The following is a 14,187-nucleotide window of genomic DNA, read 5'->3' as shown; positions in this document are numbered from 1 at the left end:
CGTCCTGGATCTGTATGCTTAGAAGTTCACGCCGAAGCTGAGGGCGACGAAGTCGCGGTCATCCACGGTGGTGTACTTGCCGTCGAAGAAATTGGTGTACGACAGGCTCGCCGTGTAGGTGTTCTGGTACTCGGCGTCCAGGCCCAGGCTGACAGCCTTGCGGCCCTCCTCAAAGTTGGCGCCAGGGCCAGGCGAATAGCCGGAAACGTCATGCGACCAGGCCACGCTCGGCTTCAGGTTGACCCCGGCGAAGACGTCGTTGTAGTCCCAGATGACACGGGCGCGGTAACCCCAGGAGGTACTGGTGGTGTAGCCGTCGTTCTCGCAGTTGCGGTTCAGGTTGGCAGTGGATGCACCGGCGCCAGCGCCTGCAATGGTGCTGGCGTTGAGTACCTGGCAGGTATCGGCACCACCGGTGGAAGGCAGCGGGCCAGGGCCGAACACTGGATCGCGACCGTAGCGAGTGTCGTGCGCGTTTTCGAGGCCGCCCACATGGGTGACACCCACTTCGCCCACCACGGTCATGCGGCTGGCACCCATCACCTGATCGAAGAAGTGCGTCAGGGTAGTCTGGAATTGCGTGATTTCCTTACGGCGATACCCATGCAGGTCCTGCCCCGGAGTACCAGTCAACAGCGAAGCATTGCTCAAGGCGCCGCCAATGGGACGAACCCCGGCAAACAATATATCTGTGGTGTTGAGTTGCACTGGCGCGTTGGGGCGGTAGCTGAGTTCGCCGCTCCAGGCGGTCCCTGTAGGCAGCGTGGTGGAGAAACTCAAGCCATAGAGGCGGATATCCTCCGGGTATTCGACAAAGTACTCGGAATTACCCGCCACGATCAGGGGTGCCAGGGCGCGCAGCTGTGCAGGCAGGGCGCTCAACCCGGCGAACACGGAGGGTGCAGCCCCTGTAGCGCTGAAGATCGGCGCACGGCTGTGATAGTTCATGAAGTAGGCACCGAACTCGGTGTCCAGCGGTTCGAACATGTAGCGCATGGCCACACCGAATTGGCCGCTATCACGTGCATCGCGGTCGGCGCCGCGGCGCACCATCACCCCTTCTTCGTTGATATCCACGCCCCGAGTGGCAAGGAACTGCTGCGCCGCCCCTGGCACCGTGCGGCTGCTGTTGAGCACACGCAGGTTGTCGGTACAGCCGTCGGCAATGATGTCCGGCTGGGAGAAGAACGTGCCGCAGTTGTCGACGACCGTCTGGTCCCATTCGATCTGGTAGAAGGCCTCGGCCGACAGGTTGTCGGTCAGGCTCTGCGAAATGTAGAACATGTTGACCGGAATCAGGCCTTCCTTGATCTCGGCCCCCGGGCGGCGAAACGCCGACACGTCGATCGGGTTGATCGAGTTGATGCCGCCACCGATGAAGGTACTTTCACCCCAGCTCACCACCTGCTTGCCCAGGCGCACCGAGCCTGGCTGATCGCCGATGGAGTAGTTGTGGTAGACGAATGCGTCGAGTAGCTCGGCACCGGACGATTTGGCGCCTTCCTTGCGGTTGGAGTCGCTGATGTCCTTGAACTCGCGGCCTTCGTCCTTCAGTTCGAAGTCGTACCAGTACTTGCCGCGGACGAAAACGCCGGTGTCGCCGTACTTGAGCTCCAGGTCATGGATACCCTTGAAGATCTTGGAGAAGGTTTCGCCCTTCTTGAAGTTCAGGTGGCCATCGTCGGATGTCTGCGACAGGCCCTTGCCGCCGTTGTTCACCCCGATCAGGTTCTTGTTGGGGTTGGCCGTCGACCAGCTGGCGCCGATGGAGAGCGACGAGTCGAACTGGCCTTCGATTTCACCAATGTTGAAACTGACAGCGAAAGCAGGACTTGCGAGCGTGGAAGCAAGGCTGACGGCCAGGGGCAACTTGGCCCGGCGCCAGAACAGGTTTGCAGATTTCATCGACGCTACTCCATGTACTTTTTTTGTTATGGCAGTGAGTCCTTTCAAGAACGGCCCGAGCGACCGGTTTGCAGGCTTGCGCCCGCGGCGACACGGCTTGCGCATGTCGCCTCCCCCATTCCTGAAAATCCCCTGGCCCCGACTATAGCCAGCAAGGCACAGGCGCTTGATCCCTCTAAAGTGTGATTTGCGCTCCGTGCGGCCAACTCGCTGCCATGTTGCCCCGGCTGCGCGCTGGCAGTGCTAAAGGATGGCGTATTTCTGCCGTTTGGCAAGGCTCCACCCCTCTAGCATGCGGGTCGCGCGCTGCAGTACGCGACCCGCATGGCGGTTACAGCGTGGAGAGGAACGCGCTGTTGCTGGCCTGCCACTGGACGATGTCCTGGCGGATGCGTTTCTTGTCGAGCTTGCCGACACTGGTCTTGGGAATTTCGGTAACAACGGCGATCTGGCTTGGAATCGCCCACTTGTTGATGTGCCCCTGCTCGACGAACGGCTTGAGGTGTTCCTTCAGCGCCTTGGCGTCGATGACCTGGTCTTCGCGTACCACCAGCAGGGCAAACGGGCGTTCACCCCACTGCGGGTCGGCCACCCCTACCACCGCCACTTCGCGCACGGCCGGGTGACGGCTGATCAGGTCTTCGAGGTCGAGCGAGGAAATCCACTCGCCACCGGTCTTGATCACATCCTTGATACGGTCGCGGATGTCGATATAGCCCATGCCGTCGAGCGTGGCGACATCACCAGTGTGCAACCAGCCGCCCTGCCACAGCTCCTCGCTTTTTTCCGGTTCCTTGAAGTAGCCCATGGTCAGCCATGGCGCACGCAGCACCAGCTCGCCCTGGGTTTCACCGTCGGCGGGCAGGAAGTTGCCGTCGCCGTCGACGATGGCCGCCTCCACCAGCGGCACCGGCACGCCGGCCTTGATGCGGTAGGTGACGCGCTCATCCTCGCTGCCGGCCTGCAGTTCGTCGTTCAGGTGGGCGGCGGAAATCAGCGGGCAGGTCTCGGACATGCCATACGCAGCGGTCAGCTGGATACCGCGTGCCAGGGCGGCCTGGTACAACGAGCGGTTGAGTGCGCTGCCACCGATAATGATCTTCCAACCGCCGAAGTCCTGACCTTGGGAGGTCGGGCAGTTGAGCAGCATCTGCAGGATGGTCGGCACGCAATGGGAGAAGGTGACCTTCTCTTCGCGCCACAGTTTGACCAGCATGTCCGGCTCGTAGCGCCCCGGATACACCTGCTTCATGCCCAGCATGGTGGCGGCGTAGGGAATGCCCCAGGCGTGCACATGGAACATCGGCGTGATGGGCATGTACACGTCGTTGCTACCCAGCAGGCGCACGCTGTCGATGCTGCCAGTCACCGAAGCTTCGGCCAGGGTGTGCAGCACCAGTTGCCGATGAGTGAAGTACACACCCTTGGGGTTGCCGGTGGTGCCAGTGGTGTAGAAGGTGGTGGCCACCGAGTTCTCGTCGAAGTCCGGGAAGTCGTAGCCCGGGCTGGCAGCGGCCAGCAGTTGCTCGTACTCGCCCACCAGGTTGGGCAGCTCGGCTGTCTTTTCCGGGCCGTCGGTCAGCAGCAGGGTCTTGTCGACCGTGGTCAGTTGCCCGGCGATGGCCTGGTACAAGCCGACGAAGTCACTGTTGACCAGCACCACGCGGTCTTCGGCGTGGTTCATGGTGTAGAGAATCTGCTCGGGCGACAGGCGCACGTTGATGGTGTGCACCACCGCACCGATCATCGGGATGGCGAACATGCATTCCAGGTAGCGGTGGCTGTCCCAGTCCATCACCGCCACGGTGTCACCGGCCTTTACCCCGGCTTCGGTCAGCACGTTGGCCAGGCGCGCTATGCGCTCGTTGAGCTGGGGGTAGGTCAGCCGCATCTGGTCTCGGTAGACGATTTCGCGGGTCTTTTCATAGCGGCTGCCAGACATCAGCAGTCGCTTGATCAGCAGGGGGTAGGCGTAGGCGCCCTCGGCGGGCTTGATGATGCGGGTCTGCAACATGGGTATCCCTTTTCTGGAAAGCGGGCCGGACAAGTCTGGGAACTACTGTAGTTCGCCAATGTGACGGCTAAATCAGCCGAAGGAATGGTTTGCGTGATGAAGGTATGAGTGGCGGGCGTTGACGGGCGGCAAGGTTGAACTAGACACTGCGGCGGCAGCTTCAGGTTATGTGGTGAAGCTGATGGCCTATTCGCGGGTAAACCCGCTCCCACAGGTATTGCACCATTGCAAAGGCTGGTGCAGTACCTGTGGGAGCGGGTTTACCCGCGAATGGCCGCGACACCGAAATCCCGCCCAGCCTCGGAGAACTTCATGCCCAGCCCGCGTCGCGCCGTGTTTCTCGATCACCAGTCCCTGGACCTGGGCGATCTCGACCTCTCGTCCCTGAAGCAGCAGTTCGACGAGTTCGAACTGTTCGCCGCCACCCGTCCTGAGCAGGTCGCCGAACGCCTTCAGGGCGCGGTAGCGGTGGTCAGCAACAAGGTCATGCTCGACGCCGCGACCCTGGCCGCCAACCCGCAACTGAAGCTGATCCTGGTGGCCGCCACCGGCACCAACAACGTCGACCTGGCGGCCGCCCGCGCCCAGGGCATCACCGTGTGCAACTGCCAGGGCTACGGCACACCGTCCGTCGCCCAGCACACCCTCGCCCTGCTACTGGCACTGGCCACCCGCCTGTGCGACTACAACCAGGCGGTAGCCGACGGCCAGTGGGCCAAGGCCAGCCAGTTCTGCCTGCTGGACTTCCCCATCGTCGAGCTGGAGGGCAAGACCCTTGGCCTGCTCGGCCACGGTGAACTGGGCGGCGCGGTGGCGCGACTGGCCGAAGCCTTTGGCATGCGCGTGCTCAGCGGGCAGATCCCCGGCCGCCCGGAACGCGCCGACCGGTTGCCGCTGGACGAGTTGCTGCCGCAAGTCGACGCCCTGACCCTGCACTGCCCGCTGAACGAGCACACACGACACATGCTCGGGGCCCGCGAACTGGCCTTGCTCAAGCCAAACGCACTGGTGGTCAACACCGCCCGCGGCGGCCTTATCGACGAGCAGGCGCTGGCCGACGCCCTGCGCAGTGGCCACCTGGGTGGCGCCGCCACCGACGTGCTGAGTGTGGAGCCGCCGGTCAACGGCAACCCGCTGCTCGAGCCCGGCATCCCGCGCCTGATCATCACCCCGCACAGCGCCTGGGGCGCGGTAGAGTCGCGCCAGCGCATCGTCGGCCAGCTCAGCGAGAACGCCCAGGCCTTCTTCGCCGGGCAGCCACGCCGCGTGGTTAGCTGAGCCCGACGCCCGCCTCTGCTAAACTGCGCCACTTTTTCCAGGAGGCGTCGTCCATGGACCCGCGCAGTGAAGTGTTGCTCCGCCAGGCAGAGCTGTTCCAGGGCCCGCTGCTGCTCGCCGGCGCCCCCGCCGACGGCCTGCTAGGCCAGTTGCCCAATGCCCAGGCCTGGACCTGGCATGCGGGTGATCAGGCTACGCTCGAAAGCCGCTTCGCCGGGCGCAGCCACTATTCAGTGGAGCCCCCTGAAGTGGCTTTCGACAGCGCCGTGCTGTTCCTGCCCAAGTCCCGCGAACTGACCGCCTACCTGCTCAATGCCCTGGCCTCGCGCCTGGCGGGCCGCGAGCTGTACCTGGTCGGCGAGAAACGTGGTGGCATCGAGGGTGCGGCCAAGCAGCTGCAGGCCTTTGGCAAGCCGCGCAAGCTCGACAGCGCCCGCCATTGCCAGCTGTGGCAGGTGACCATCGAGCACGCGCCAGAAGCCAAGCCCCTGGAAAGCCTGGCCGAACGCTTCGAGCTCAGCCTGGAAGACGGCCCACTGCAAGTGGTCAGCCTGCCCGGTGTGTTCAGCCATGGCCGCCTCGATCGCGGTACCGCCCTGCTGCTCAAGCACCTCGACGGCCTGCCGAGCGGGCATGTGCTGGACTTCGGCTGCGGTGCCGGGGTGCTGGGCGCCACGGTCAAGCGCCGTTATCCACAAAACCGGGTGACCCTGCTGGATGTGGATGCCTTCGCCGTGGCCGCCAGCCGCCTGACCTTGGCCGCCAATGGTCTGGAGGGCGAAGTGATCAGCGGCGACGGCATCGACGCGGCGCCGACCGAGCTGAGCCTGATCCTGAGCAACCCGCCGTTCCACACCGGGGTGCACACCAACTACCAGGCATCGGAAAACTTGCTGAAAAAATCAGCCGTTCATCTGCGAAAAGGTGGCGAAATGCGCCTGGTTGCCAACAGCTTCCTGCGCTACCAGCCACTGATCGAAGGGGCGCTGGGCAACTGCCAGGTACGCGACGAGGCGGACGGTTTCCGCATCTACCAGGCAACACACGGATAAAAACAGCGCTTGCCGAAAGCGTTTTGCCTAGGCAGAATCCGCACCGTCCTAGGGGAGTAGTCTCCCGCGAGCACCCAGCTCGCCCGGTACGCGTCAACATACTTGGTCCACAGACCATGGCGCGTGCGACCCACCATGCCAGCCTGCATGGCGAGATCCGCATAGACGGATCCAGGGTTTGACAAGACCTATGACACGCACACCTTACCCGGGGCGGGGAGGCTGTACGTGTCATAGCCGTGTCGACCCGCCCCCGTAGGAATTCTGATGCTGGAATCTTTGCTGGTCCCCACCGCCATCGTTGCCCTCGCCGAAATCGGCGACAAGACGCAACTGCTCGCGCTCATACTCGCTGCCCGCTTCCGCAAGCCCTGGCCGATCATCGCCGGCATCATCGCCGCCACCTTGGCCAACCATGCCGCGGCTGGTGCCGTGGGCGCGTGGGTCGGCAGCTTCTTCAGCGACTCGGCACTGCACTGGATCCTGGCCGCGAGCTTCACCGCCACTGCCCTATGGACCCTGGTTCCGGACAAGATGGATGACGACGAGAACCCGGCGCGCCGCTTCGGGCCGTTCCTGACCACGCTGATCGCGTTCTTCCTGGCTGAAATCGGTGACAAGACCCAGGTCGCCACGGTGATGCTGGCAGCACAGTATCCGTACCTGATCATGGTCATTATCGGTACTACCTTGGGCATGCTGATTGCCAACGTGCCGGTGGTTTTGGCGGGTAACTTCGCAGCGGACAAACTGCCGCTGACGCTGATCCGTCGCCTGGCGGCCACGGCGTTCTTCGTGCTGGCGATCGTGGCCGTGTACTCGGCGATGAAAGCCAGTGGCTGGGTGGGTTGACTGCTGATGGGGGCCGCTCTGCGGCCCCTTACGGTCTTACTTCTTGGCCGCCTGATACAGCGGCATCACCTTCGGAATGGCCGCCTGCAACGAAGCAATGCGGCTCTGGGACGCCGGGTGAGTGCTCATGAACTCAGGCGGTGCGCCTTCGGAAGCCTGGCTCATCTTGTTCCACAAAGTGATCGCGGCATTCGGGTCGTAACCGGCACGCGCCGAGAGCTCCAGGCCGATCAGGTCGGCTTCGTTCTCGTTGGCCCGGCTGTTGGGCAGGGTCATGGCATAGTTCACCACGGTATCGGCCATGGCCATGCTGCCCTGGCCGAGGCCGAACAGGGCACCGGCGCCCTGGCGCGCCATTTCCACGCCATACGCCTTGGACATCGCCTCGCGGCTGTGCTCACGCAAAGCGTGGGCGATCTCGTGGCCCACCACCGCAGCAATTTCCGCATCGGTGAGCTTGAGCTGATCGATCAGGCCGGTGTAGACGATGATCTTGCCGCCCGGGCCGCAGTTGGCGTTGAGCTCGTCGCTCTTGATCACGTTGACTTCCCAGTTCCATTGCGCGGCATCCGGGCGGAACTTGGGGGTCTGGGCAATCAGGCGGTTGGCAATTACCTGCACACGCTTGGCATCTGCGCTGGACTTGTCGAGCACACCTTTGTTCGATGCCTCACCCAGGGTCTGCTGGTACGACTGGGCGTACATCTGGTTGACCTCATCGGTCGAAAGCATGCTGAACATGTACTGCTGGCGCTCGACGCCGACAGCACCGCCGCTGGTGGTATTAACCGCCTGGCAGCCGGCCAGCAGGATGCCAGCACTCAACAGGCTGACGACAAAAGACTTGCGCATGAAAACACTCCCTTTTTACATGCGCCGTATCGTAGGCCGAGTCGCTTGGGGCCGCCATAGCCGCAGGGAAGATTTTCGTCGCCTGTGCCGCCCCCTTCGCGGGTGAACCCCCTCCTACAGGGATAATGCGATCGTTGTAGGAGCGGCTTCAGCCGCGAAGAGGCCGGCACAGCCATACATCAGGCCGGAGTCAGGCACTCCGGCGCATCCAGCTTCGGATCATTGACGAAATGCGCCAGGGCCCGTTCGCGCAACGTCGCCGGCGGGCTGGCCAGCAATTCATGCAGGCGGGCCAGCGGCGTGTCCGGGTCAAGCCAGGCGGCCTGCCCTGCCTCGTCCAGTATCAGCGGCCGACGCTGGTTCATCGCCGCCTGGGTCACAACCGCACAACTCAACCAAACCTGGTCCTGCACCGGGTAGGCCTCCCACACGGCGGCGAAGTACAGTGATGCACCCTCCCCCGGGGTCAGCCAGTACGGGCGCTTGCGCACGCTGCCGCGCCATTCGTAAAAGCCGTTGGCCGGCATCAGGCAGCGGCGCAGGCGAAACGCGTCGCGAAACATCGGCTGCTCGGCCAGGGTTTCGGCGCGGGCATGGGCGGGGGTGCGGGACAGGTCGGTGAGCCAGGCCGGGGTCAGCCCCCAGCGCGCCTTGGCCAGTTGCAACTGGCCGTCAAGCTGGCGCTGGATCAGCACCGAAGCCCCGGGCGAGATGTTCCATTGGGCTGGCTGGCCAACGGGAAAGCCCGGCAGACTGGCAAGAGCCTGGGGCCAGCGAAACAGGGCGTAACGTCCACACATGGGCGAATTCAGAACCTAGCAGATCAAGGTACCGGGGAAACTCTCCGGTTCGTCGCCAACCAGTGGCTGGGCATCATTGTACGCATCGATCAGCTGCCGTGCGTACTCGGCCTGTTCATCAGCCACGGCAAGCCCAAGCAAGCCCTGCATCGGCAGTTCACCGGCAGCACCGATCAGGTCACGACCAACCAGGTGCGCCTCGACCCCCTCGCTGGCGAGCATGCCCGCCAGCAATTCAGCCTCGAGCAGGTTTTCCGGTTCGTAGATACGCTGCATCAGTCATTCTCACCGAATACATCCAGCATCCACTCCTCGCCATGAACTTGCAGCACGAAGCGGATAGGCTTGCAGCATACCTGACAGTCCTCGATGTACTCCTGATCGCCACCGGACAGGTCCACCGTGGTTTCGACTTCTTCGCCACAATAAGGGCAATCGTAGATAGCAGTTTGCAGCATCGCGGCCTCCGGGGTGACTTATGCGTATAATTGCCGGTCTGTTTACAGGGCCTGTGTGTGTCCGAGCCGTTTTTCGGAGCCCGCCCCTACCTTATTACCCTAGCCGTTTCCAACAAGAGAGCATGATGGGCGAATTCGATGCCATCCGACCGTACGACGACGCTGAGGTCCCTGCCGTTCTGGCACGCCTGCTCAGCGACCCGGCATTCCTCGATATCCTCACCCACTTCCGCTTCCCGCGTGCGGCCGGTGCTCTCGGCTGGTTGCTCAAACCGCTGATCGCCCGCCGTCTGCGCAAGGAATTCGCCGGTGTCACCTGTGTCTCGACCTTGCAGGACAAAGTCGAGTACTACGTCGACCAGACCATCGACCGCGCCACCGACGGCGTCACCTATTCGGGCGTGGAGCAGCTCAAGGCCGGCACCGCCTACCTGTTCCTGGCCAACCACCGTGACATCGTCATGGACCCGGCCTTCGTCAACTACGCGGTGTACCACGCCGGGCTGCCCACGCCGCGTATCGCCATTGGCGACAACCTGCTGCAAAAGCCGTTTGTCAGCGACATGATGCGCCTGAACAAGAGCTTCATCGTGCACCGCTCGATCAGTGGGCGCCGCGAGAAGCTGGCGGCCTACCAGTTGCTCTCAGCCTACATCAACCACTCGATCCGCAACGACGCCACGTCGATCTGGATCGCCCAGGCAGAAGGCCGGGCCAAGGACGGTGACGACCGCACCGATTCGGCGATACTCAAGATGTTCCACATGAGCCGCAAGGACGAGCCGTTCGGCGCGGTGATCCAGAGCCTGAACCTGACACCGGTTTCGATCAGCTACGAATATGACCCGTGCGACCAGGCCAAGGCCCGCGAGTTGTATATCCGCGCCACCACCGGCACCTACAAGAAGGCGCCGGGCGAGGACGACAACAGCATCGCCAAGGGCATTACCGGCTACAAAGGCCGGGTGCACATCAACTTTGCCCCGCCGGTGACCGAGTATCACGAGGATACCAAGCAGCTGGCAGCGGAAATCGACCGGCAGATCCTCGGTGGCTACCGACTGTTCCCGGTGCACTACCTGGCCTATGCAATGTGGGATGGCAAGGATGAGGCGCTACAGGTGCCGAGCGCCGAGAAGGTGTTCCCGGCCGATGAGCTGGCTCGGGCCAAGGAGGAATGGCAACGCCGCCTGGATGCCTGCCCTGAGGAGCAGCGGCCGTACCTTGTGCTGCAGTATGCGACGCCGGTGCGCAACCAGTACCAGGTCAGGCAGCAGGCACCGGTTGCCTGATAGATCCTAGGGCTGCTTTGCAGCCCATCGCGACACAAGGCCGCTCCTACAGGGGATCGCACATACCTGTAGGAGCGGCCTTGTGTCGCGATGGGCCGCAAAGCGGCCCTGAAATCTCAAATCCAGGTACTGAACCAGGACAGCAGCAACGCCATCGCCAGGCACGAAAAACCGAGAATGTAGAAATACCGCGGCACCCGCAGGTCGAACGCGTCCACCACCCCCTCGTCCACCGCCATGTATTCGCGGGTCTCGGCCTCGCGCCGCCGCGCACTGTGCAGCAGCAACCCGCCCGGGCAGGTCAGCAGCAGCGCCAGCAGATTGATCAGCTTGGTCGGGTGGGCGGCCAGGAACCCCCAGAGCACTTGCAAGGACATCACGCAACCTCGGTATGAGCGACGGCAAAGGCCGGCATTCTACCCAAGTCATGCCCAGACGCCCGGCTCAGGCGACAAAGTGTCATCGAATTTCATCTGGCATGGCATGAAGATTTGCCGGCCTTTTCGCGGGCACAGACAACAAAAAACCCGCTGCCTGGAACACAGGCAGCGGGTTTTGTTTTATAGCTGAAGGCTTACTGCCCCAGCACCTGACCGATGGTCGGGTCCTTGAACATGCGGGTCAGGGCATCGCTCAGCACATCGCCCACCAGCTGGGTGTTGGTTTCCTGGTTCGGCGCCATGCCGAAACGCTGGTCCAGCGAAGCGCCGTAACGGCCACTGTAGCGGCGGCCGCCATTGGACACGTCGGCACGGAAGGTGGCGCCGATGGTAGCCTCGGTCACGTACAGGTTGTCTTTCGGCGACTGGTACTTCAGTTCGGCCAGGGTCACGGTCAGCTGCGGCGCGTTGTAGGCGTTCGGCGTCGGGGTGAAGCCGAGCAGGCGTACGGCGGCTTCGGCCTGGGCCTGCAGCTTGGGCACGATGTCGTTGCCACTCACGCTGATGGTACTGGTCTCGGGATACATGCCACCGCGAGTGCCCAGGGACTGCGAGGCCCGGCCATCAACTACCCGGACCACTACCGGCTGGCCATGGCCGACCGGGGCGAGCTGGGCCTTGAGCGTGGGTTGCGGGTTGAGTTGTTGCGGGCTGTGGGCACAACCGACCAGGCTGAGGCTGGCCACGGCGATCAAACCGAACAACAGACGTTGCAACATGCGCGTTACTCCAGAAAAAGCGGCGAAGGCCCACAGTATACCTAGCCACGCATCGACCAGTCATCGGTCCGGCCCGCTTGTCACAATCGTTTCATCGCCGCGCCCTTATCCTTGCGCCAAGCCCTAACGCACAGGACTCGCTGCCATGGCCTCGCTCTGGACCCTGCTGTTCCAACGCCCGCGCCACAACACCTATGCCCGCCTCGATGCCGACGGCAAATGCCTGGCCTTCAAGCAATGCAGCCAGGCGCCCAGCGGCAGCGGCTGGGTGCAGATCGGCGAAATCCGGCTCGCCTGGCTGGGCCGCGAGCTGCCCGCCAGTGCCCGGGTTTGCGCCCGCGCAAGCCGCCGCTGGCACCAGCGCATCCTCGCGGCCTGACAAACGCTGCAATAAAAACCACGAATGGCGACATTTCTGCCCGCGACATCGCTATAATCTCCCCCCGATTATAAGGACGTCTCCTGATCGGGCCCCGCACTCGCCGATTGACCCCGGCAACTTCAATGCTTCGCCCACAGAGAGCCTTCCACTCAGGTCTTGCATCGGCTGTCGTGCCTGCTTTTCCGGCCCTTCACACTGCATGAACCTGCGGGTTGCCATCGCGCAGTCCCCTTTTGAGGTTCACGTCTCCAAAAGAGCGTGAAAAAACGGTTTTCACAACTTCACAAGAGTGTGGCGAGCAAATGAACAGTCTGGCATGTGCAAAAGCGGCAGATGTGTCCCGAACAGCCCTGAACAGGCGGCAAATGCGCTCATCCCGTATGAGTGTCTGAGCCGTTCCATAACGCACGCACGACACCTTGACCATAAGTCGAATTGCCGCACCCGTGGCAAACCGCGTTCAATACGCGAACCCGAAGACTGATTGGCGGTGTCCGCGGAAGTTGCAAGAACTGCGAAAAGTCGGACATGGCGACCCTGGCGAACCCAGGTCCTATGCTGTCAATTAGGTAGCTGTAGATTGTGGAGACGCGTTAAATGGCGCAGAACGAATCGGTTGATGTGGTACTGGTAGGCGCAGGCATCATGAGTGCCACCCTGGCCGTACTGCTCAAGGAGCTCGACCCGACCCTGAAGCTTGAGGTCGTGGAGGCGATGGACTCCGGAGCCGCGGAAAGCTCCAACCCCTGGAACAACGCAGGCACCGGCCACGCCGGCCTGTGCGAGCTTAACTACACGCCCCAGGCCGCCGATGGCAGCATCGACATCAAGAAGGCCGTGCACATCAACACCCAGTTCGAGGTTTCGCGCCAGTTCTGGGCCTACCTGAGCAAGAAGGGCAACTTCGGCTCGGCACGTGCCTTCATCAACCCTGTCCCGCACCTGAGCTACGTCGAGGGTGACAAGGGTGTTTCCTTCCTCAAGAAGCGCTATGAGCTGCTCAAGCAGCACCATGCCTTTGCGGACATGGAATACACCGAAGACAAGGCCGTGATGAAGGACTGGATGCCGCTGATGATGCCAGGCCGCCCAGCCGACCAGCACATCGCCGCCACCCGCGTGCTCAAGGGCACCGACGTCAACTTCGGCGCCCTGACCAACAAGCTGCTGAAGCTGCTGGGCGACTCGCAGGACGCCCAGGTCAAGTACAGCAAGAAGGTCGTTGGCCTGCGCCGTAACGGCAAGGGCTGGACCGTGAGCATCAAGGACGTCAACAGCGGCGGTAGCCGTGAAGTGGACGCCCGCTTCGTCTTCCTCGGCGCCGGTGGCGCGGCCCTGCCGCTGCTGCAGCTGTCGGGCATTCCGGAAAGCAAAGGTTTCGGCGGCTTCCCGGTCAGCGGCCAGTGGCTGCGTTGCGACAACCCGGAAATCGTCAAGCAGCACCAGGCCAAGGTCTACAGCCAGGCCGCGGTCGGCGCCCCGCCGATGTCGGTACCGCACCTGGATACCCGCGTGGTCGATGGCAAGAAATCGCTGCTGTTCGGTCCATATGCCGGCTTCACCACCAAGTTCCTGAAGCACGGTTCGCTGATGGACCTGCCGCTGTCGGTACGCATGGGCAACATCGGCCCGATGCTGGCCGTGGCCCGTGACAACATGGACCTGACCAAGTACCTGGTCAGCGAAGTGATGCAGTCGATGGAGCAGCGCCTGGAAGCCCTGCGTCGCTTCTACCCGCAGGCCAAGGCCGAAGACTGGCGCCTGGAAGTAGCCGGTCAGCGCGTGCAGATCATCAAGAAAGACCCGAAAAAAGGCGGCGTGCTGCAGTTCGGTACCGAGCTGGTCTCAGCCCAGGACGGCAGCCTGGCTGCACTGCTCGGCGCATCGCCGGGCGCTTCGGTGACCGTTTCGATCATGCTGGAACTGATCGAGCGCTGCTTCCCCGAGCAGGCCAAAGGTGCCTGGGCTGCCAAGCTCAAGGAAATCTTCCCGGCTCGCGAGAAGATCCTGGCGACCGATGCTGCCCTGTACCACAAGATCAGTGCCGACAACGACGTGGCGCTGGACCTGGTGGAAAGCAGCCCGGCGGCCAAGCATTACGCCTGATTCGGCCGGTAACGAAAAAAACGCCCCTCGGGGCGTT

At 62.9% G+C, this 14,187-nt stretch carries 14 protein-coding genes and 1 riboswitch; of the genes, 6 read left to right on the top strand and 8 right to left on the bottom strand.

Annotation, left to right across the window (positions count from 1 at the left end; genetic code table 11):
• Positions 1 to 18 precede the first annotated feature (18 nt).
• Both KDB76_RS04525 and KDB76_RS04520 read right to left on the bottom strand, forming a co-directional pair.
• A complete protein-coding gene (locus tag KDB76_RS04525; RefSeq protein ID WP_013970938.1) occupies positions 19 to 1,905 on the bottom strand; it encodes a DUF1302 domain-containing protein in 1,887 nt (628 codons plus the stop codon).
• Between the two features lie 331 nt (positions 1,906 to 2,236).
• Positions 2,237 to 3,919, bottom strand: coding sequence for a fatty acid--CoA ligase (locus KDB76_RS04520; RefSeq protein ID WP_023661094.1), 1,683 nt, complete (start codon positions 3,917 to 3,919; stop codon positions 2,237 to 2,239).
• Between the two features lie 312 nt (positions 3,920 to 4,231).
• Here KDB76_RS04520 and KDB76_RS04515 point away from each other — a divergent pair, with 312 nt between their 5' ends.
• From KDB76_RS04515 to KDB76_RS04505, 3 genes are all read left to right on the top strand, one after another.
• On the top strand, positions 4,232 to 5,197 hold the full coding sequence (locus KDB76_RS04515) for a 2-hydroxyacid dehydrogenase (RefSeq protein WP_024086268.1): 966 nt from the start codon (positions 4,232 to 4,234) through the stop codon (positions 5,195 to 5,197).
• Between the two features lie 53 nt (positions 5,198 to 5,250).
• Positions 5,251 to 6,249, top strand: coding sequence for a class I SAM-dependent methyltransferase (locus KDB76_RS04510; protein ID WP_013970935.1), 999 nt, complete (start codon positions 5,251 to 5,253; stop codon positions 6,247 to 6,249).
• Between the two features lie 39 nt (positions 6,250 to 6,288).
• Positions 6,289 to 6,428, top strand: a riboswitch (yybP-ykoY riboswitch).
• A gap of 88 nt (positions 6,429 to 6,516) precedes the next feature.
• Positions 6,517 to 7,101: a TMEM165/GDT1 family protein gene (locus KDB76_RS04505; RefSeq protein WP_013970934.1), complete on the top strand. Its 585-nt coding sequence runs from the start codon at positions 6,517 to 6,519 to the stop codon at positions 7,099 to 7,101.
• Between the two features lie 36 nt (positions 7,102 to 7,137).
• Here KDB76_RS04505 and KDB76_RS04500 read toward each other — a convergent pair whose 3' ends face one another.
• The 4 genes from KDB76_RS04500 to KDB76_RS04485 all read right to left on the bottom strand — a co-directional run bounded on the left by KDB76_RS04500 (position 7,138) and on the right by KDB76_RS04485 (position 9,211).
• Positions 7,138 to 7,953, bottom strand: a complete 816-nt coding sequence (locus KDB76_RS04500; protein ID WP_013970933.1) for a M48 family metallopeptidase — start codon at positions 7,951 to 7,953, stop codon at positions 7,138 to 7,140.
• Positions 7,954 to 8,132: 179 nt separating this feature from the next.
• Positions 8,133 to 8,753 (bottom strand): SOS response-associated peptidase, encoded by a 621-nt coding sequence (locus KDB76_RS04495; protein WP_003260669.1) that lies wholly within the window; start codon positions 8,751 to 8,753, stop codon positions 8,133 to 8,135.
• Between the two features lie 15 nt (positions 8,754 to 8,768).
• The gene (locus KDB76_RS04490) at positions 8,769 to 9,029 is read right to left on the bottom strand and encodes a DUF2007 domain-containing protein (protein WP_038408705.1); all 261 of its coding nucleotides are present in this window, start codon (positions 9,027 to 9,029) and stop codon (positions 8,769 to 8,771) included.
• The gene (locus KDB76_RS04485) at positions 9,029 to 9,211 is read right to left on the bottom strand and encodes a CPXCG motif-containing cysteine-rich protein (protein WP_003260667.1); all 183 of its coding nucleotides are present in this window, start codon (positions 9,209 to 9,211) and stop codon (positions 9,029 to 9,031) included. The genes KDB76_RS04490 and KDB76_RS04485 overlap by 1 nt, the downstream gene beginning before the upstream one ends.
• 125 nt (positions 9,212 to 9,336) lie before the next feature.
• On the opposite strand from KDB76_RS04485, the gene KDB76_RS04480 reads away from it, so the two are divergent.
• Positions 9,337 to 10,503 (top strand): 1-acyl-sn-glycerol-3-phosphate acyltransferase, encoded by a 1,167-nt coding sequence (locus KDB76_RS04480; RefSeq protein ID WP_024086266.1) that lies wholly within the window; start codon positions 9,337 to 9,339, stop codon positions 10,501 to 10,503.
• A gap of 116 nt (positions 10,504 to 10,619) precedes the next feature.
• On the opposite strand, the gene KDB76_RS04475 is transcribed toward KDB76_RS04480, so the two are convergent.
• Together KDB76_RS04475 and KDB76_RS04470 are read right to left on the bottom strand one after the other, a co-directional pair.
• Positions 10,620 to 10,880 (bottom strand): hypothetical protein, encoded by a 261-nt coding sequence (locus KDB76_RS04475; RefSeq protein WP_013970930.1) that lies wholly within the window; start codon positions 10,878 to 10,880, stop codon positions 10,620 to 10,622.
• A gap of 197 nt (positions 10,881 to 11,077) precedes the next feature.
• Positions 11,078 to 11,662 (bottom strand): YajG family lipoprotein, encoded by a 585-nt coding sequence (locus KDB76_RS04470; protein ID WP_013970929.1) that lies wholly within the window; start codon positions 11,660 to 11,662, stop codon positions 11,078 to 11,080.
• A gap of 145 nt (positions 11,663 to 11,807) precedes the next feature.
• Here KDB76_RS04470 and KDB76_RS04465 point away from each other — a divergent pair, with 145 nt between their 5' ends.
• Positions 11,808 to 12,041 (top strand): hypothetical protein, encoded by a 234-nt coding sequence (locus KDB76_RS04465; protein WP_013970928.1) that lies wholly within the window; start codon positions 11,808 to 11,810, stop codon positions 12,039 to 12,041.
• 600 nt (positions 12,042 to 12,641) lie between these two features.
• Complete coding sequence (gene mqo / locus KDB76_RS04460; protein ID WP_023662527.1) at positions 12,642 to 14,150, top strand: malate dehydrogenase (quinone); 1,509 nt, start codon at positions 12,642 to 12,644, stop codon at positions 14,148 to 14,150.
• Positions 14,151 to 14,187: the final 37 nt, after the last annotated feature.

This window comes from Pseudomonas sp. JS425, assembly GCF_018223845.1.
In the GTDB taxonomy this organism is placed as follows: Bacteria; Pseudomonadota; Gammaproteobacteria; order Pseudomonadales; family Pseudomonadaceae; genus Aquipseudomonas; species Aquipseudomonas asiatica.
Note: the sequence above shows the minus strand (reverse complement) of the source record. Positions and strands in the feature narration are given on the sequence as shown.